Annotated in this window: 19 protein-coding genes; 13 read left to right on the top strand and 6 right to left on the bottom strand. The window is 38.6% G+C overall.

Features of this window, described 5'->3' with window-relative positions; translation table 11 throughout:
* Positions 1-52: 52 nt before the first annotated feature.
* The 6 genes from SOR_RS05455 (at position 53) to SOR_RS05430 (ending at position 7,051) form a co-directional block, all read left to right on the top strand.
* Positions 53-1,219, top strand: a complete 1,167-nt coding sequence (locus SOR_RS05455; RefSeq protein WP_013670236.1) for an AI-2E family transporter — start codon at positions 53-55, stop codon at positions 1,217-1,219.
* Positions 1,209-2,438, top strand: a complete 1,230-nt coding sequence (locus SOR_RS05450; RefSeq protein WP_001065975.1) for a tetratricopeptide repeat protein — start codon at positions 1,209-1,211, stop codon at positions 2,436-2,438. The genes SOR_RS05455 and SOR_RS05450 overlap by 11 nt, the downstream gene beginning before the upstream one ends.
* Before the next feature lie 288 nt (positions 2,439-2,726).
* Positions 2,727-4,526, top strand: a complete 1,800-nt coding sequence (locus SOR_RS05445; protein ID WP_000723548.1) for a Spy0128 family protein — start codon at positions 2,727-2,729, stop codon at positions 4,524-4,526.
* Between the two features lie 388 nt (positions 4,527-4,914).
* The gene (locus tag SOR_RS05440) at positions 4,915-5,556 is read left to right on the top strand and encodes an amino acid ABC transporter permease (protein WP_000121157.1); all 642 of its coding nucleotides are present in this window, start codon (positions 4,915-4,917) and stop codon (positions 5,554-5,556) included.
* A gap of 10 nt (positions 5,557-5,566) precedes the next feature.
* Positions 5,567-6,196: an amino acid ABC transporter ATP-binding protein gene (locus SOR_RS05435; RefSeq protein WP_000891736.1), complete on the top strand. Its 630-nt coding sequence runs from the start codon at positions 5,567-5,569 to the stop codon at positions 6,194-6,196.
* Between the two features lie 15 nt (positions 6,197-6,211).
* Positions 6,212-7,051 carry an amino acid ABC transporter substrate-binding protein gene (locus SOR_RS05430; RefSeq protein ID WP_000823411.1) on the top strand — a complete coding sequence of 280 codons (840 nt, stop codon included), beginning with the start codon at positions 6,212-6,214 and terminating at the stop codon, positions 7,049-7,051.
* 72 nt (positions 7,052-7,123) lie between these two features.
* On the opposite strand, the gene lysS is transcribed toward SOR_RS05430, so the two are convergent.
* The 5 genes from lysS to SOR_RS05405 form a co-directional block, all read right to left on the bottom strand.
* Positions 7,124-8,614, bottom strand: a complete 1,491-nt coding sequence (gene lysS, locus SOR_RS05425; RefSeq protein ID WP_000102431.1) for a lysine--tRNA ligase — start codon at positions 8,612-8,614, stop codon at positions 7,124-7,126.
* A 138-nt stretch (positions 8,615-8,752) separates the two neighbouring features.
* Positions 8,753-9,376: a histidine phosphatase family protein gene (locus SOR_RS05420; RefSeq protein WP_000780823.1), complete on the bottom strand. Its 624-nt coding sequence runs from the start codon at positions 9,374-9,376 to the stop codon at positions 8,753-8,755.
* The gene (locus SOR_RS05415; RefSeq protein WP_001085906.1) at positions 9,376-9,858 is read right to left on the bottom strand and encodes an aminoacyl-tRNA deacylase; all 483 of its coding nucleotides are present in this window, start codon (positions 9,856-9,858) and stop codon (positions 9,376-9,378) included. The genes SOR_RS05420 and SOR_RS05415 overlap by 1 nt, the downstream gene beginning before the upstream one ends.
* Positions 9,858-10,700, bottom strand: a complete 843-nt coding sequence (locus SOR_RS05410) for a DUF368 domain-containing protein (RefSeq protein WP_013670235.1) — start codon at positions 10,698-10,700, stop codon at positions 9,858-9,860. Before SOR_RS05410 ends, SOR_RS05415 begins: the two co-directional genes overlap by 1 nt.
* Positions 10,701-10,806: 106 nt before the next feature.
* Entirely contained in the window at positions 10,807-11,607 is an 801-nt protein-coding gene (locus tag SOR_RS05405; RefSeq protein WP_013670234.1) for a glycoside hydrolase family 25 protein, read from the bottom strand.
* Between the two features lie 157 nt (positions 11,608-11,764).
* On the opposite strand from SOR_RS05405, the gene glmU reads away from it, so the two are divergent.
* The 7 genes from glmU to SOR_RS05370 all read left to right on the top strand — a co-directional run bounded on the left by glmU (position 11,765) and on the right by SOR_RS05370 (position 17,748).
* Entirely contained in the window at positions 11,765-13,144 is a 1,380-nt protein-coding gene (glmU, locus tag SOR_RS05400) for a bifunctional UDP-N-acetylglucosamine diphosphorylase/glucosamine-1-phosphate N-acetyltransferase GlmU (protein ID WP_000073756.1), read from the top strand.
* Positions 13,145-13,153: 9 nt separating this feature from the next.
* Positions 13,154-13,699: an NUDIX hydrolase gene (locus SOR_RS05395; protein WP_000393795.1), complete on the top strand. Its 546-nt coding sequence runs from the start codon at positions 13,154-13,156 to the stop codon at positions 13,697-13,699.
* A gap of 11 nt (positions 13,700-13,710) precedes the next feature.
* Complete coding sequence (gene macP / locus SOR_RS05390) at positions 13,711-14,022, top strand: cell wall synthase accessory phosphoprotein MacP (protein WP_000517872.1); 312 nt, start codon at positions 13,711-13,713, stop codon at positions 14,020-14,022.
* Positions 14,023-14,037: 15 nt separating this feature from the next.
* The gene (locus tag SOR_RS05385; RefSeq protein WP_000689809.1) at positions 14,038-14,730 is read left to right on the top strand and encodes a 5'-methylthioadenosine/adenosylhomocysteine nucleosidase; all 693 of its coding nucleotides are present in this window, start codon (positions 14,038-14,040) and stop codon (positions 14,728-14,730) included.
* 76 nt (positions 14,731-14,806) lie between these two features.
* The gene (gene rocS / locus SOR_RS05380) at positions 14,807-15,301 is read left to right on the top strand and encodes a chromosome segregation protein RocS (protein ID WP_000021250.1); all 495 of its coding nucleotides are present in this window, start codon (positions 14,807-14,809) and stop codon (positions 15,299-15,301) included.
* Positions 15,302-15,382: 81 nt separating this feature from the next.
* The gene (locus tag SOR_RS05375; RefSeq protein ID WP_000413636.1) at positions 15,383-15,976 is read left to right on the top strand and encodes a 3'-5' exonuclease; all 594 of its coding nucleotides are present in this window, start codon (positions 15,383-15,385) and stop codon (positions 15,974-15,976) included.
* Positions 15,977-15,984: 8 nt separating this feature from the next.
* The gene (locus SOR_RS05370; RefSeq protein ID WP_000801713.1) at positions 15,985-17,748 is read left to right on the top strand and encodes a glycerophosphoryl diester phosphodiesterase membrane domain-containing protein; all 1,764 of its coding nucleotides are present in this window, start codon (positions 15,985-15,987) and stop codon (positions 17,746-17,748) included.
* Positions 17,749-17,786: 38 nt separating this feature from the next.
* Here SOR_RS05370 and SOR_RS05365 read toward each other — a convergent pair whose 3' ends face one another.
* Positions 17,787-18,086, bottom strand: coding sequence for a YbaB/EbfC family nucleoid-associated protein (locus SOR_RS05365; protein WP_041170816.1), 300 nt, complete (start codon positions 18,084-18,086; stop codon positions 17,787-17,789).
* Positions 18,087-18,488: the final 402 nt, after the last annotated feature.

Raw genomic sequence — 18,488 nt, 5'->3', positions numbered from 1 at the left:
TTATTTTAGTCTAAAAATGGTATAATGAGTGAATGACAGAAAGGATGTATTTATGGAACATAAAGAGAAACATTTTAGCCTATCTTGGTTTTTTAAGTGGTTTTTAGATAATAAAGCCATCACTGTATTTTTAGTAACCTTGTTACTGGGGCTAAACATTTTTATTCTAAGTAAGATTAGTTTTATCTTTTTACCGGTTTTGGATTTTCTAGGAGTTGTCATGTTGCCAGTTATTTTATCTGGTTTACTTTATTATCTCCTCAATCCGATTGTTGACTGGATGGAGAAACACAAGATCAATCGTGTTCTTGCTATCAGTATAGTTTTTGTCATTATTGGACTTTTTATCATTTGGGGATTGGCAGTCGCAATTCCTAATCTGCAACGTCAAGTCTTAAATTTTGCGAAGAATGTGCCGACATACCTGGAAGATGCTGATAAGGTGATCAATGACCTTGTAACCAAACGCTTGCCAGATGATTTTAGACCACAGTTGGAGCAGGTTCTTTCCAATGTTTCTAGTGAGGCGACCATGTGGGCCAGCAAAATCTCTTCTCAAGCTGTTAACTGGGTTAGCGCCTTTATCAGTAGCGTTTCTCAGGTGATTGTAGCGGTCATTATCGTACCCTTTATGCTCTTCTATCTCTTGCGTGATGGAAAAGGCTTGCGAGATTACCTGACTAAATTCATCCCAAACAAGTTAAAAGAACCTGTCGGACAAGTTTTGTCAGATGTTAATAAACAGTTATCAAACTACGTTAGAGGGCAGGTTACAGTTGCTATTATCGTGGCAATTATGTTTATTATCTTCTTTAAGATTATTGGTCTCAGATATGCTGTGACTCTTGGTATTACGGCTGGTATCCTCAATCTAGTACCTTACTTGGGTAGTTTTCTAGCGATGTTGCCTGCTCTGGTTTTGGGCTTAATAGCGGGCCCTGTCATGCTTTTGAAAGTAATTATTGTCTTTATTATTGAACAAACGATTGAAGGTCGCTTCGTTTCTCCGCTTATTTTAGGTAGTCAGCTAAACATCCATCCAATCAATGTCCTCTTTGTTCTCCTAACTTCAGGTTCTATGTTTGGTATTTGGGGAGTCTTGCTGGGAATCCCTGTCTATGCCTCTGCCAAGGTCGTTATTTCAGCTATCTTTAACTGGTATAAAAAAGTCAGCGGTCTGTATGAAGAAGAAGGGGAGGAAATCAAGAGTGAACAATAGTCAACGCATGCTCCAGGCTTTGGATGAACAGGATTTAACCAAAGCAGATCATTATTTTCACAAAGCCCTCGAAACAGATTCAAGTGAAGTTCTTTACGAACTAGCAAGCTATTTAGAGGGAATTGGCTTTTATCCTCAAGCTAAAGAAATTTACCAAAAAATCGTTACAGAATTTCCAGAAGTGAATCTGAATTTAGCAAGCATTGCTAGTGAGGATGGCAATGTTGAGGAAGCTTTTGCTTACCTTGAGGAAATCACACCCGAAAGTGACTGGTACGTGTCGGCCTTGGCCTTGAAGGCTGACCTCTATCAATTGGAAGGATTGACAGATGTAGCGCGTGAAAAGTTACTGGAAGCCTTAAATTACTCAGATGATACCTTATTAGTTTTTGGTTTGGCTGAGTTGGATAGCGAGCTAGGGAATTATCAGGAAGCTATTCAGGGGTATGCTCAATTAGACAATCGCTCTATCTATGAGCAAACGGGTGTCTCAACTTATCAACGAATTGGCTATGCTTATGCCCAGTTAGGTAAGTTTGAAGCTGCAACAGAATTCTTAGAAAAAGCTTTAGAATTAGAATACGATGACCAAACTGCCTTTGAACTGGCTAGCCTTTACTTTGACCAAGAAGAGTATCAAAAATCTGTTCTTTACTTTAAGCAAATTGATACCATTTCACCTGATTTTGAAGGATATGAATATGGTTATAGTCAAGCATTGCACAAGGAACATCAGGTGGAAGAGGCCCTTCGTATCGTTAAACAAGGTTTGGAGAAAAATCCATTTGAAACTCGGCTCTTGCTAGCTGCTTCACAGTTTTCGTATGAATTGCATGATCCTAGTGGTGCTGAGCAGTTTCTCCTTACTGCAAAAGAAGATGCAGAGGATACAGAAGAAATATTTCTTCGCCTTGCAACCATTTATATGGAACAAGAGCGGTACGAAGATATCATCGCTCTCCAAAGTCAAGAACCTGAAAACCTCCTGACCAAGTGGATGATTGCCCGTTCTTATCAGGAAATTGAGGATTTAGATAAGGCCTATGAGTTCTATCAGGAACTATCGCTTGATCTCAAGGATAATCCTGAATTTCTGGAGCAGTATACTTATCTTTTGCGTGAATTGGGGTATTTTGAAGAAGCCAAAGTGCAAGCTGAAGCTTATTTAAAACTCATTCCAGATGATGTTCAGATGCAAGAACTCTTAGAAACACTTTAAGGATTTCTGATTTTTGTAAAATCTTGTTAACAGAAACGAATGACTTTAAATGAATGATTTGAAAGACCTCATAGGTCTTTTTTTTACTAATATAATATAAATGTTAGAATTTCTTATAGCTAATTTAGATGAAGTTTTGAACGATGAAAGCCTGCTACACCCTATAAAATAAGAGTTTAAAGGTATGATTTGAACATCGAACTACTATGAAATACTTGACAAATTTATATAAGAATATATAATAATAAATAGGGGAATCTATCCCCAAAAATAAAGGAGGCAAATGTTGTGAAAAAGATTAATAAAAAACTTTCTCATGCATTCATGGCACTATTGTTAGTAGCTTCAGTATTTATCCCAGTACTAAGAACTAGCAATGTGGTTAAAGCTGCTGAACTACCATCTAGTAGCTATACGCTAACGACAGTACCGACAATTAACAATAATAAGTTAGTTGACGGTGCAGAGTATGGTGAAGGGAAATTTTACCTTCAAACCACTTACAAATTCGACAACTCAACAACGTTGAAGAATGGTGACTTTATGGTTTATAAAGTTCCAAATGAATTCAAAATTGAATCAGATTCAACTACTGAAATCTTTGGTAACGATGGAGTCACTAAGGTTGCTGAATTAACGACAAATAAGTCTGCAAATACAGCGACTGTAACGGTAAGTAACGAAGATTATTTTGCTAACTTACCTGAAGAGAAACAAATTTCGGCCTTATTTACTGTTGTATGGGCTGATAATGTTGAACTCAATAAATCTTATCCAATCGACATTCCTGGAGCAGGAGTATACAATTTGACTCGTATTGTTCCAGATGAGGATCCAACAGGATTTACTAAATGGGGAGTTCAAGATACGAACGATCCAAATTATATTAATTGGTATATTCGCGTAAACAAATATGCTAATCCTTATGAAGGTGTTTCGATTCAAGATACAATCCCTGAAGGACAAGTATTAGCTAGTGAGATTACAGGTTACTACTTTACTGAATGGGGTAAGGATGAGCATCATCCTCTTTTGAATCCAAGTCACATTGTTGTTCAAGATTCTAATCACTTCACTATTACTCCAAATGGTAATGGTGATCTAACCAACCAAGGTTTGTATGTAGTTTATAAGACTCGTATCACCGCACCAGTTGATAATACAACAAAGAAAGCTTTCAATAACGTTAAAATTACGACTTCAACTGAAAACTTTGATGTAGAAGGTTTTGCACCATTAACTACAACTGAAGGTATTAGTTCAGGTTCACGCTCTACAGAAGTTTCATTTGAGGTTTCTAAGCAGTTAAAAGGAAAAGACTTAGCTGCTGAAGAATTTAGCTTCCAACTACTTGATCCAAACGGATTAGTTGTTGAAACTGTTAAGAATGATAAAGATAGCAAAGTGAAATTTAAAGCCGTTAAATTCTCTACAGTGGGTACTTATAAGTATCAAATCAAAGAAGTTAATGATCAAAAACCAGGTTTTGCTTACGATGATAAGACTATTAACGCAGAAGTTACTGTAACAGATGTTTATGGTGAGAAGTTTGCAAGTGTTAAATATGACAATAAAGTTTTTGTAAATTCGTATTCTGTTAAATCTGCAACAACTTCAATTACTGCTATAAAAGTCCTAAATGGTAAAACTCTTGAGGCAGATAAATATGAATTTGAATTGAAAGAAGGCGACAAACTTGTAGCTACAGCTAAGAATGCTGCAGACGGAACAGTTGCTTTCCCAGCGATTGAATACACTGCTGCAGGAACTTACACATACACGATCACTGAAAAAGATGGTGGTGAAACTGGTGTAACTTATGATAAAAATGCTTATACAGTAACAGTAAAAGTTGCAGACAATGGTCAAGGTCAACTTGTAGCAACAGTTACAGGTAATAATCCAACCTTCACAAATACTTATGCTGCTGAGACTCCGGGATCTTCTGATAACAAACCTAAACAACCAGAAGAAAATAAAGAACTACCAAATACTGGTACATCTGAAATGACTATGTTGCTTACTGTTGTAGGAGTAGTACTTGCATTTGGTTCCATTCTCTTATTCCGTTTCAAAAAAGTTAAATAATCTAGTTGAAAAATTTTGATGCCTTTGCTATGGCATCATCAAAGAGCCACTTGTATGGATAGTAGAAATGATACTATTCTTATAAAGTGGTTCTTTTTTATATCTCTAGAGGTATGAAGTGAATGATAGAAAACAGCGTTCTGTATCAATGAAATCTTTATAGATATTTGATAAAAAAATTTTTATTATTGTTCTCTCAGAATTAGAAGTTAAACCTATATTTTCGTCCAGAATCCTTATAATTCTTCTAATTTTTTAAGATGATATTTCGCACGGATTTCTTAGATAAAAGTGTATAGTTCAAGAATTATAGAATTTTTTTACAAAAAACCTTGCAAAATTGTTTATTTATGCTATAATAGGAACAATAATTTTTAGGAGGTGCAGTATGTCTTATATGTTTGAGATATTACCAAGTTTATTGAACGGTGCAAGTATGACTCTTCAGGTCTTTGCTCTGGTTTTAATTTTTTCAATTCCTTTAGGTATTGTCGTTGCCTTTGCTTTGCAAGTTCGTTGGAAACCCCTCCATTATCTAATTGACCTTTATATTTGGGTGATGCGAGGGACTCCCTTGCTCTTGCAATTAATCTTTATTTACTATGTTCTCCCTAGCATTGGGATACGTTTAGATCGTTTGCCTGCTGCTGTGATTGCTTTTGTATTGAACTATGCAGCCTACTTTGCTGAAATCTTTCGTGGTGGAATTGAAACCATACCCAAAGGGCAGTATGAAGCCGCAAAAGTGTTAAAATTTAGCCCCTTTTCTACAGTTCGCTATATCATTCTTCCTCAAGTGACAAAGATTGTCTTACCGAGCGTCTTTAATGAAATTATGAGTTTGGTCAAGGATACTTCATTGGTCTATGCTTTGGGGATTTCAGATTTGATTTTGGCAAGTCGGACAGCAGCCAATCGAGATGCTAGTCTTGTTCCTATGTTCTTAGCCGGGGCGATTTATTTGATTATGATTGGTCTTGTAACCATTGTAGCGAAAAAACTTGAGAAGAAGTACAGCTATTACAGATAGGAGGATTGCTATGTTAGAATTACGAAACATTAACAAGGCCTTTGCTGGCAAACAAATCTTAACCAACTTCAGCCTATCTATTCCTGAAAAGCAAATCCTCGCAATCGTAGGTCCATCAGGAGGCGGAAAGACAACCCTATTACGTATGCTAGCTGGACTGGAAACCATCGATTCTGGGGAAATCTACTATAACGGCGAATCGCTAGCTATAGACGAACTAGAAAAGCGCAATCTTCTTGGATTTGTTTTCCAAGATTTTCAACTCTTTCCGCATTTGTCAGTTCTAGATAACTTAACTCTGTCGCCCATAAAAACGATGAGCATGGAGAAGGAAGTTGCTGAGAAGAAGGCGCGTGGTTTGTTAGAACAGCTTGGGTTAGCTGGGCACGCAGATGCCTTTCCATTCTCACTTTCAGGTGGGCAAAAACAGCGGGTGGCCTTAGCGCGTGCCATGATGATAAACCCAGAAATTATTGGATATGATGAGCCTACATCAGCCTTAGACCCAGAATTGCGATTAGAAGTAGAAAAACTTATCCTTCAAAATAAAGAGCGTGGGATGACTCAGATTGTTGTAACCCACGATCTTCAGTTTGCGGAAAACATTGCTGATCAGATCCTTAAGGTTGATCCAAAGTAGGAGTAGGAGGTGCCTATGAAGAGAAAGAAAATTGCCCTTGTACTTGCTCTGTTCTTTAGCTTCTTCCTGACGGCTTGTACGCAGAAGGCAAGTGATCCAAATCAGGATAATTGGGCCAAATATCAAAAGCAGGGAAGCATTACTATTGGCTTTGACAATACCTTTGTTCCCATGGGATTTGAGGAAAAGAATGGCCAGTATGCGGGCTTTGATATTGACCTAGCCCAAGCTGTCTCTGAAAAGCTAGGAATTAAGATTAAATTTCAACCCATCGACTGGGATATGAAAGAAACCGAACTACAAAACGGTACTATTGATGCCATCTGGAATGGCTATACAGCTACAGATGAACGGAAAGAGAAGGTTGCTTTTACCATTCCTTACATGGAAAATCAACAAGTTTTGGTCTCTAAAAAGTCTCAAAATATCCACTCAATTCAGGCTATGACTGACAAAGTTCTAGGGGCCCAGGCAGGATCTTCTGGCTATTTGAATTTTGAAGGACAACCCGAACTACTCAAGAATCGAGTGAAAGACCAGAAGGCTAATCAATACCAAAGTTTCAATGAAGCCTTGATTGATTTGAAAAATGATCGGATTGATGCCTTGTTGATTGACCGGGTATATGCCAATTATTATCTCCAGTCTGAAGGAATATTAAATGACTACAATGTCTTTTCAGCTGGATTTGAAAGTGAAGCTTTTGCAGTGGGTGTTAGACCTGCTGATAAAACCTTGCTAGCTGCTCTGAATCAAGCCCTTGTATCACTATACCAAGAAGGAAAATTCCAGGAAATCAGCCAGAAATGGTTTGGGGAAGATGTAGCCACCAGTCAAGTTAAAAATCAAGAATAAGAAAAGAGATTGAGTTTTTCTCAGTCTCTTTTTGAATCGAAAATCCCCTGGCAAGTACCAGAGGATAAGTGCTTATTTCATTGTCGGGAAAAGCAATACATCACGGATAGTAGTTGTATCAGTGAGGAGCATGCAGAGACGGTCGATACCGATACCCAAACCACCTGTTGGTGGCATACCGTATTCAAGAGCCTCGATGTAGTCGTAATCGATACCTGTTGCTTCATCATCACCAAGTTCTTTAGCTTTAGCTTGAGCTTCAAAACGGCTAAGCTGATCGATTGGGTCGTTCAACTCGGTAAATGCATTACCGTATTCCTTAGTCATGATAAAGAGCTCGAAACGGTCAGTAAAGCGTTCGTCTTCAGGATTTTTCTTAGCGAGTGGAGACACAGCTACTGGATGTCCGTAGACAAAAGTTGGTTGGATTAAGGTTTCTTCAACAAATTCTTCAAAGAAGGCATTGATGATGTGACCAACTTCAGTGTAATGTTTTTCAACTGGAACTTTCTTCTCAGCAGCGATAGCTTTAGCTTCCTCGAAAGTCATGTCTTGCCAGAAGTCTACACCAGTAATTTCCTTGATAGCATCTACCATGTGAACACGTTTAAATGGTTCGTTGATTTTGATTTCAGTCCCTTGATAGTTTACTGGACCATCCCCCTTAACTGCCTTAGCAGCGTGTTGGATGATACCTTCCGTCAAGTCCATGATATCTTGGAAATCTGCATAAGCTTGGTAAACCTCGATAGAAGTAAACTCAGGGTTATGAGTGGCGTCCATTCCTTCATTACGGAAGATACGGCCAATTTCATAGACACGTTCCATACCACCAACGATGAGACGTTTTAAGTGAAGCTCAGTCGCGATACGGAGCACCATGTCAATGTTTTGGGCATTGTGGTGAGTGATAAATGGACGAGCAGCAGCACCACCAGCCTCATTATGAAGAACAGGTGTTTCCACTTCAAGGAAACCTTTTTGATCAAGATAACGACGGATTTCAGAGATGATTTTTGAACGAGTGACAAAGCGTTCAAAACTTTCACGGTTAGAAATCAAGTCAAGGTAACGTTTACGGTAAATTGTTTCAACGTCAGTCAAACCGTGGAATTTCTCAGGAAGCGGGCGAAGTGCTTTAGACAAGTGAGTGATGTGAGTTGCCTTGATAGAAAGTTCTCCCATATCTGTACGCATCACTTCACCTTCGACACCAAGGAAGTCACCGAGGTCAGCCTTTTTAAAGATTTCGTAGTTTTCTTCACCGACTTCGTCTTTACGAACGTAGATCTGGATTTGACCTTCTCGGTCTTGAAGATGGGCAAAGCCAACTTTTCCTTTTCCACGTTTAGTTACTAAACGTCCAGCGATAGTAGCAGTTTCGTTTAAATCATGTAATTGTTCTTTATCAAGTTCTGCAAATTTGTCTTTTAGTTCTTGAGAGTTAGCAGTACGTTCAAAACGTTTTCCGAAGGGATCGATTCCTTGTTCACGGAGCGCAGCCATTTTTTCACGGCGAACGATCTGCTGGTCATTTAGTTCTTCCATATGTTCTGTAGACATGGGTTCCTCCTAATTTTACTCAAAATTTGATACGATGAGTCATTTTTTTCGATACTCCCATTTTATCATAAATAGCAGAGAAATTCACGGATATTCTTTGAAAACTAAAAAGAACTTGACTATTAAGATCAAGTTCCATTATTTTCTTTGATAGGAAGTGTCATTCCATCTTTCCAGAGTGAAGGATTCAAAATCATTGGTCTCTAAAACTGTCAGACTAGCATTTGCCAAGCCCCCATCTTTGCGAAGGTGAGCCTCTTTATAACCTAATAGAGTGCGTAGACTAGCAGTGAGATTTGCCCCATGCCCGACAATCAAAATTCTTTCAGCCGGACTTTCTTTCAGAGATTTGATAAATCGAATAGTACGCTGAGTCGTAGAGTAGAGAGATTCGGCTTCAAACATCCTCGTATCAAACTGGGCCAGATTAGAGCGAAAGGCCTTGATTTGTTGTGGGTAGATGGCATTGAGCGTAGCGATTTTTAATCCCTCTAGTTTTCCAAGTTGCCATTCACGTAGGTCAGGAATGCTTTTTAAAGGACAAGGGGCCTGGAGTTGACTTTGGATAATTTCAGCAGACTTAACTGCTCTGGGTAAATCACTAGAATAAATCGTATCAAAAGGAATTTCCTTGAGATACTGCCCCAGTTGTTTTAAAACGTCAATGGACTCTGGAAGAAGGGGAGAGTCGCCGCTAGCACCTTGAAAACGTCCTTCAAGATTCCAGACAGTCCGACCATGACGGACAAAATAGAGTTTCATCAGTTGTTTTCCTCCAAGATGTCAGCAAAGTCCGCTTTTACAAAGCTGGCTAAGTCTTGAGGTCGGATGATGATACTGTGCCCGACTTCTCCAGCAGAGACAATCATTTTGTCTAAATCCAAAGCAGTCTGATCAATAAAAATGGGATAATTATGTTTTTGGCGAATGCCGACGGGGTTATTAGCCCCATGAATATAGCCTGTCGTTTTTTCTAGGTCTTTTTGAGGAATCATGCTTACTTTTTTATTACCAGAAACCTTTGCTAGTTTTTTCTCAGCGAGGTGTGCTGTTATGGGAACGATTCCGATGATTGGCCCCGTTTTGTCTCCTAATAGAGCCAAGGTTTTAAAGATGTGAGTTCGATCATATTCCGAAGGAAGTTCTCCCTCAAGCGCGTTGATTTGAATACCAGTATGGTCAATACCCGCCTTGGTCAAGATTTGTTCGACCAAGGTTTTTTTAATCTTAACTTTCTTTGCCATTATTTATACTTATCCTCCAATTGACTCATCCAGATACCAAGCCAAATGCCAAGTGCAAAGAAGAAGGCGATGAGAACATAACTCACGATAGAAAGTCCAGTGTATTGGATACTTTCAGCACTTCCAGCATTTGGAATCAAAATCAAGAGGGTGCTTGATAGCACAATTCCAATAATAAAGTGATAAACACGGGAGTGGTAGTTGTTCAAGGCATGGTCCATTAATTTTGAAAAAATGATGAGGGTTGCACCTGCACCAATTCCGATAGGAAGAAAAGTACCGAATAAATCAAAGGTCTTAAAACCAGTTAGCATTGGAGCGTACAGCCCTAAAATCAAGAGTAGATTTGACGGACTTAAACCAGGCACCAAGACACCTAGAGCTAAAAGAGCACCCGCTAAGATGAAACTAGCGAAACTAGCACTGAGAGAACCAACAACAAAGTTTAGCGCGTAGAGTCCTAGGCCTGAAAGGATAAAGGTAGTCCAGAACCAGACTAGGTCAATCTTGTCACGATCAGATTCTCGAGTAGATTCTTTAAGGAGGCTAGGAACTGTACCGATGATAGCTCCAGCAAAACTCCATAAAACATAGACTTGGTAATTTTCTAGCAGATACTCGATTGGATAAGAAAACAAACCAATGCCTAGCAACATCCCGATTGCTACTGGGATAAAGTATAGGACATTCTCTTTAAAATCCTTAAAGGGATGAGCCAGAAAGCTAATCATTCGCTCGTAAATTCCCAAAATAGCTGCTAAAACACCGCCAGAAATTCCGGGTAGGATAAATCCTAAGGCGATGACGATTCCTTTAATAACTCTTGCAATCCATGAAAACATCATAAAATCCTCAACTTCATAAAATTCTTTCTCTATTCTATCAATTATAACACAGACGAGAAGAAAATGAAAAAACAAGTGAAAAAGAGAGCAATTTTCACTTGTCTTATGGTCTTAAAAATAGTTTTCTGAAGGTTTCTTCTTTTTCCTTCAAGGTAGAAATGAGATTAATATCTAAATGATGTTCAAATCCAGCAATTCTTCCTTTTGAAGTATATTGATGGAGGTCATAGTCTAAATCAGTATTAGGCGTGGTTTCAAAGTAACCTGAATCTGTTCCATAAGATGGAATCCAGACAGCAGAGAACTTATCTGTATTGATACTATGCTCTTGCATGAAATAAACACCAATGTAAATTCCGATATTTTTAGCGCCAAGAGCTTCTAGTTTAGCTCGAAAAGCTTCAACACCTTCGTTCATATCAGACATTGTTTTTTCTTCAACATCAAGCCAGTAGTAACTAGGGTTGTATGGAGAAGCAGCATTGTAGAAAACCTCAGCAGCTTTTTCCATTTCTTCCTTGCTGGGGCTAGCTAGATAGGCATAAACAGCAACTGGAACATTCCGCTTTTGAAATTCTGAAATGTGATTTTTATAGGCTTTATCGACACCATTGGCATGGGCGGCATTATTTGTTTCAGTATGCTGAGCCCCATTGTGGACACGAACAATAACACCAGAAATATTTTGAGACAAGGTATCGTAGTTGATTTCCTCAGGTCTTTGCCAACCAGAGACATCAATGATAGGCTTGTCAAGATTATGCAAGGCCTGATTTTCAACCTGGACTGCATTGGGTTTTGACTTGACAGGATGGTCTTCATAAGTTGGTCTATTGAGGATCAAAATAGCTATAAATATAGTAAATAAAGTAAAAATAATAGCTGGATGAATCTTTTTTCCCATATCTAAATAGTTTAACGTAAATAGATAAAAAAAATACAAAGAAAACATCGAAAAAAGTGAATAAATGGGCGTCTTTTCCCTATTTCTCTGTTTGTTTACTCCTAAGAAACTAAATTATGGTATAATATAAGGGAATTTCTAGAGAAAAGAGAAGATTATGTCAAATTATGCCATTATTTTAGCAGCGGGTAAAGGTACTCGCATGAAATCAGATCTTCCAAAGGTACTTCATAAAGTAGCTGGAATTTCGATGTTGGAACATGTTTTTCGTAGTGTTGGTGCTATTCAACCTGAAAAAACAGTCACTGTAGTTGGTCACAAGGCTGAGCTAGTTGAGCAAGTATTGGCAGGTCAGACAGACTTTGTTACCCAATCAGAACAACTAGGAACTGGGCATGCTGTCATGATGGCGGAGCCTATTCTCCAAAATCGTACTGGCCACACCTTGGTTATCGCTGGGGATACTCCTCTGATCACAGGTGAAAGTTTGAAAAACCTCTTGGATTTCCATATCAACCACAAAAATGTGGCAACTATTTTAACAGCTGAAGCAGCTGATCCTTTTGGATATGGTCGAATTGTCCGCAACGATAACGCAGAAGTTCTTCGTATTGTTGAGCAAAAAGATGCCTCTGACTTTGAAAAGCAAATCAAGGAAATCAATACAGGAACTTATGTATTTGACAATGAACGTCTTTTTGAAGCTCTTAAAAACATCAACACCAACAATGCCCAAGGTGAGTACTATATTACTGACGTGATTGGTATTTTCCGTAATGTGGGTGAGAAGGTTGGGGCCTATACTCTCAAGGATTTTGATGAAAGTCTTGGGGTAAATGACCGTGTGGCTCTTGCGACCGCGGAAGCAGTGATGCGTCGTCGTATCAATCAAAAGCACATGGTTAATGGTGTTAGCTTTGTCAATCCTGAAGCAACTTACATTGATATTGATGTCGAGATTGCACCTGAAGTCCAAATCGAAGCCAACGTTACCTTGAAAGGTCAAACGAAGATTGGTGCGGAGACTATTTTAACAAATGGAACTTATATCGTAGATAGTACCGTTGGAGCTGGGGCCGTGATTACCAACTCCATGATTGAGGAAAGTACAGTTGCAGATGGCGTAACTGTCGGCCCCTATGCCCATATCCGTCCAGGTTCAAGCTTAGCTTCCCAAGTTCACATTGGAAACTTTGTTGAAGTAAAAGGATCTTCAATCGGTGAAAATACCAAGGCGGGTCATTTGACCTATATAGGAAACTGTGAAGTGGGTAGCAACGTTAATTTTGGTGCGGGAACTATTACAGTCAACTACGATGGCAAAAATAAATACAAAACTGTCATTGGCAATAATGTCTTTGTTGGATCAAACTCAACTATTATTGCTCCTGTAGAACTTGGGGATAATTCTCTGGTTGGAGCGGGATCAACCATTACCAAGAATGTTCCTGCTGATGCCATTGCTATCGGCCGTGGACGACAAGTCAACAAAGATGAGTACGCAACACGCTTACCTCATCATCCCAAGAACCAGTAGGAGTTTGTCATGGAATTTGAAGAAAAAACGATTAGTCGGAAGGAAATCTATCAAGGTCCTATTTTCAAACTAGTACAAGATCAGGTGGAACTACCAGAAGGAAAGGGTACTGCCCAACGTGACTTGATTTTTCACAATGGAGCTGTTTGTGTACTAGCTGTGACAGCTGAGGACAAAATCGTTCTCGTTAAGCAATACCGAAAGGCTATCGAGGCGGTTTCTTATGAGATTCCTGCTGGTAAACTTGAACTTGGTGAAAATGCTGATCCAATGGCGGCGGCACTTCGTGAATTGGAAGAAGAAGTTGCCTACACGGCTAAGTTAGAACTATTGTACGATTTTTATTCTGCGATTGGATTTTGTAATGAAAAACTAAAACTCTACCTCGCTAGTGATTTGGTCAAGGTGGAAAATCCTCGCCCACAAGATGATGATGAAACCTTGGAAGTCCTAGAAGTAAGCCTAGAGGAAGCCAAGAACCTGATCCAGTCAGGTCATATCTGTGATGCCAAGACCATTATGGCGATCCAGTACTGGGAACTACAAAAGAAATAGAGGAGAAACCCATGGGAAAACCTTTATTAACAGACGAAATGATTGAACGTGCCAACCGAGGTGAGAAAATCTCAGGACCACCTCTTCAAGATGATGAGGAAACAAAGATCCTACCAACGTCTTCACAACATTTTGGTTATTCACGCTCTAGAGACCACGGTTTTAGTCAAGATACCTTAACAATCGAAGTAGAGCCAACGATTCATAAGAGTCGCCGCATTGAGAATACCAAGAGAAATGTTTTTAATTCGAAACTCAATCGTATCTTGTTTGCAGTCATCCTACTTTTGATTTTGTTAATTTTAGCGATGAAACTCTTGTAATTGAAAGGACTTGAAATGAAAATTGGAATCATTGCTGCCATGCCAGAAGAACTCGTATATTTAACTCAGAATTTGGATAAACCTCAAGAAGTCCAAATTCTCGGAAATACTTACTACACTGGCTCTGTTGGCAATACAGAAGTCGTTCTAGTTCAGAGTGGGATTGGGAAGGTCATGTCGGCTATGAGTGTAGCTATTCTAGCTGACCATTTTCAGGTAGAAGCTATCATCAATACAGGATCAGCAGGTGCTCTTGCCGAAGGGATTGCTGTTGGTGATGTCGTGATTGCAGATAGACTAGCTTACCATGATGTGGATGTGACTGCTTTTGGTTATGCTTATGGCCAAATGGCTGGTCAACCTCTTTACTTTGAATCTGATAAGAAGTTTATCGCTAGGATTAAAGAAAACTTATCTCAGTTAGAACTGACCTGGCATCTAGGCTTGATTGCTACAGGAGATAGCTTTATAGCTGGGGAGGATAAGATTGCTAGTATCAAATCCCACTTTCCAGATGTTTTAGCTGTTGAAATGGAGGGTGCAGCCATTGCTCAAGCGGCTCAGGCCCTTGGCCTACCTTTCTTAGTCATTCGTGCTATGAGTGACAATGCCAATCACGAAGCTTCTATCTCATTTGATGAGTTTATCATTGAAGCTGGACGTCGTTCTGCCCAAGTCTTACTAGCCTTTTTAAAGGCCTTGGATTAAGCGGAAATTTGACAGTTTATCTAGCTTATGATAAGATTTAAATAAAGAAAAGCTAGAAAACGTTTCAGAGGATATTATGAGTATTGAAATGACCGTCAGTGAGATTGCAGAGGTCTTAGGATTATCTCGTCAAGCAATCAACAATCGTGTCAAAGAACTTCCAGAAGAGGACACGAAAAAAAATGACAAAGGTGTAACTGTAGTTACTCGAAGTGGCTTAATCAAGCTAGAAGAAATCTACAAAAAAACGATTTTTGAAGATGAACCAGTCAGTGATGATGTCAAACAACGCGAACTGATGGAAATCTTGGTCGATGAGAAGAATGCTGAAATTCTTCGATTGTACGAGCAACTCAAGGCCAAGGACCAGCAGTTGACAGAAAAAGATGAGCAGATGCGCATCAAAGACCGTCAGATTGCAGAAAAGGACAAACAGTTGGATCAACAGCAACAGTTAACTCTTCAAGCTATGAAGGATCAAGAAACCTTGAAACTCGAGTTGGACCAAGCAAAAGAAGAAGTCCAAGCAACCAAAAAAGGCTTTTTTGCTCGCCTTTTTGGAGGAAAATAAAGAAGCTGTTTGGGTTACTCACTAACCTAATGGCTTCTTTTATTATTTATAGTTTAGTTTGGGTAGTAATTGAGGTAAATAATGGAAAAATTAAGAGATTATATCTCCTTTGATTTGGAATTCAATCAACACGAGGGGGTTACCCATTTAATTCAAGTATCGGCAGTCCGCTTTCAAGATGGACAAGAAAGTGCTGCTTTTGATTCTTATGTTTATACTACAGCCCCTTTAAAGAGTTTTATCAATGGTTTGACTGGAATCACAGCTGAAACCTTGAAAGATGCGCCAAAGGTAGAACAAGTTTTAAAGGACTTTCAAGCATTTGTTGGTGACTTACCTATCGTTGGTTACAATGCAGCTAAGAGTGATTTGCCTATTCTCTTGGAGCACGGTATTGATTATCGTGACCAGTATAAGGTTGATCTATATGAGGAGGCTTTTGAACGCCGTAGTTCTGATCTACACGGCATAGCCAATCTTAAATTGCAAACTGTAGCGAATTTTTTAGGATTTCACGGGAAGTCTCATAATAGTTTAGAAGATGCCCGCATGACGGCGCGTGTTTACGAAGCTTTTTTGGAATCGGATGAAGGAAAGCTATTAATAGATGACCAGAGTAGTTTTTCTATGAATAATCCTTTCGGTGGCTTAGATTTATCCCAATTTTTAGACTAGGAGTGCCTATGAAACCTGAAAAACCTAAAAAGCTAGGTTTTAGGAAGATATACTATAACCTAGATAAGATTTTATTTCTATTTTTCTTGATATTTATGATGGTTGAGTTTGTCTGGCTACCATTGAATTCATGGATTGCTGGCATGCTTCTGAGACAAACTGGTTACTTGTTTATCTCCTACAATAACTTTTGGGCGATTATACAAGGCTCGCCTTTTATCAGTTTAGCCTTTCTTATCTTAATTGCAATCAATCTCCTGGTTGCCTATTTCCAGATCTGTCTTTTGTTTATCGGGGCTCGTCACCTTCTCTATCATGAAAAGAGAACTTTAATTGAGTACAGTAGAAAAGTATTTCACCAGAGCTTTCTATTCGTTAAGCGATTGAGCTTTTGTAAGATGGCTTTTGTCTTTTTTTACATTGCTATGCTTTTCCCGTTCATCCGTAAGATCTTAAAAATCTATTACCTCAACAAAATTATTATCCCGGATTTTATTGTGAATTATTGGGAAGGTAAGCATTGGCTGGTAGGACTGATTTTCATAGCATCCGCTTGGATCTTACTCTATATTTCTGTCAGATTTATGTTTGCCCTGCCTAAGATTCTCTTTGAAAGAAAGACAGTAAGAGAAAGTGTGAAATATAGTCTCCAAAAGACGAAGAAAAACGTTCTTTTCTTCTCTTGGCATCTTTTACTCATTATCATTAAAACCTATTTCTTCTTCTTTGGTTTGTTAATTCCCTTGCTTTTTGCGCAAGCAGTGATGGATAATCTAACTCAAAAAGAATCCTTGATTCTCGGTGTGATTAATTTTGTCTTGATTAAAAATTTCCATTATATGACTCTGACTTATTTCCTAGTGAAGTTTGTTTCCTTCCTGACAGGAGAAGAGCTAGAGATCATGCCAAGGCGAAAGAAAGATCATCTGATGAGATGGGGTGTTATGGGGTGTGCAAGCATCTTCTTTGCGATAGAAGGCTACGTTTATCTGGAATCTCCGGATACCAATACACCTTTAGTGATTTCGCACAGAGGAGTAAGTAATAAAAACGGTGTTCAAAATACTGTGCAGTCTTTAGAAAAAACAGCTCAACTAAAACCAGATCTCATCGAAATGGATGTTCAGGAAACGAAAGACGGTCAGTTCGTGATGATGCACGATGCCAACCTCAAAAATTTAACAGGTATTAATGCTACACCGCAAGATTTGACTCTGGATGAATTAACAAATACAGATATTTACGAGAATGGTTATCAAACAAAGATTTCAAGCTTTGATGTCTATTTAGAACGAGCAAATGCTTTAAACCAAAAATTGCTGATTGAGATTAAGACCAGTAAAAAAGATAGTCCGCAAATGATGGACCATTTCCTCGAAAAGTATGGGGCGACTATCAAGAAATATGGACATCAGATGCAATCACTAGACTACCATGTGATTGATAAAGTGTTGACTTATGATTCTGAAATTCCAGTTTACTTCATTCTCCCCTATAACAGTATCTTCCCAAGAACCAAGGCAACGGGTTATACTATGGAGTACTCAACTTTGGATGAATACTTTGTCAATAAACTCTGGACAACTGATCAGAGACTCTATGTTTGGACCGTAAATGGTTCGGAGGCATTTGATAAAGCTGTTCGCCTCGGCGCAGATGGCATGATAACTGATGATCTTGAAATGGTCCAGTCACAAGTCACAACGGCTCAAGACGATCCGGAATATACGGAATTACTCTTAAAGAAAGCAATGGAATTCTTTGACTTCTAATAAAAAAAGAGAAACATCTGTTTCTCTTTTTTTGTGGATTAGAAAGGCAATTTTCCAGCGAAAGCTCCTAGTTTCTTCTTAGTCGTTTCATCAATTTGTTCAAGAGCAGCGTTAATTGCTTGCGCAGTCATGTCAGAAAGGGTTTCGAGATCTTCTGGATCTACAACTGCTGGGTTGAAGTCAATGCTGACAACTTTTTTGTCTCCAGTTAGGGTTGCTTGGACAAGGTCCTGAGCTGATTTTCCAACAAATTCCATGGCAGCGAGTTCTGCTTGGCTCTGTTCCATTTGTTTTTGAAGTTTTTGTGCTTGGCGCATCATGTTTTGCATGTTTATCATGGCGGTTTACAGTTTCCTTTTTCTATTATTTTCCTTTTTTATTTTATCAATTTTAGGTGCAAAAGTCTATTATTTGTTTAATTCATTAGATATATGAACTTTTATAATGAGTCCCTTAAACAACTTTTAAGAAATTTACTATGCACACCTGGTATTCTTTGCGAAACAAATAAATTTCATTTAAGTTTTCTTTAAGGATTCTATTATATTCTAGAGAACTCTATGTTAACCGAACGTTAAGCAGGAAATATAGAGGATAACCTAATTTTATTTCTTAATTTGTTATGGTCTGTCCAGATTTAGTAACACATTGTTCACTTTTTACGATAAATAGTGTGTTAGTTCAACTAAATGGTGCTCTATCTTTTCTTCATGATGGAGGCAGATTGTGATATAATAGAT

The organism is Streptococcus oralis Uo5, assembly GCF_000253155.1.
Lineage (GTDB): Bacteria > Bacillota > Bacilli > Lactobacillales > Streptococcaceae > Streptococcus > Streptococcus oralis_L.
This window is presented reverse-complemented; position numbering and strand designations above follow the sequence as displayed.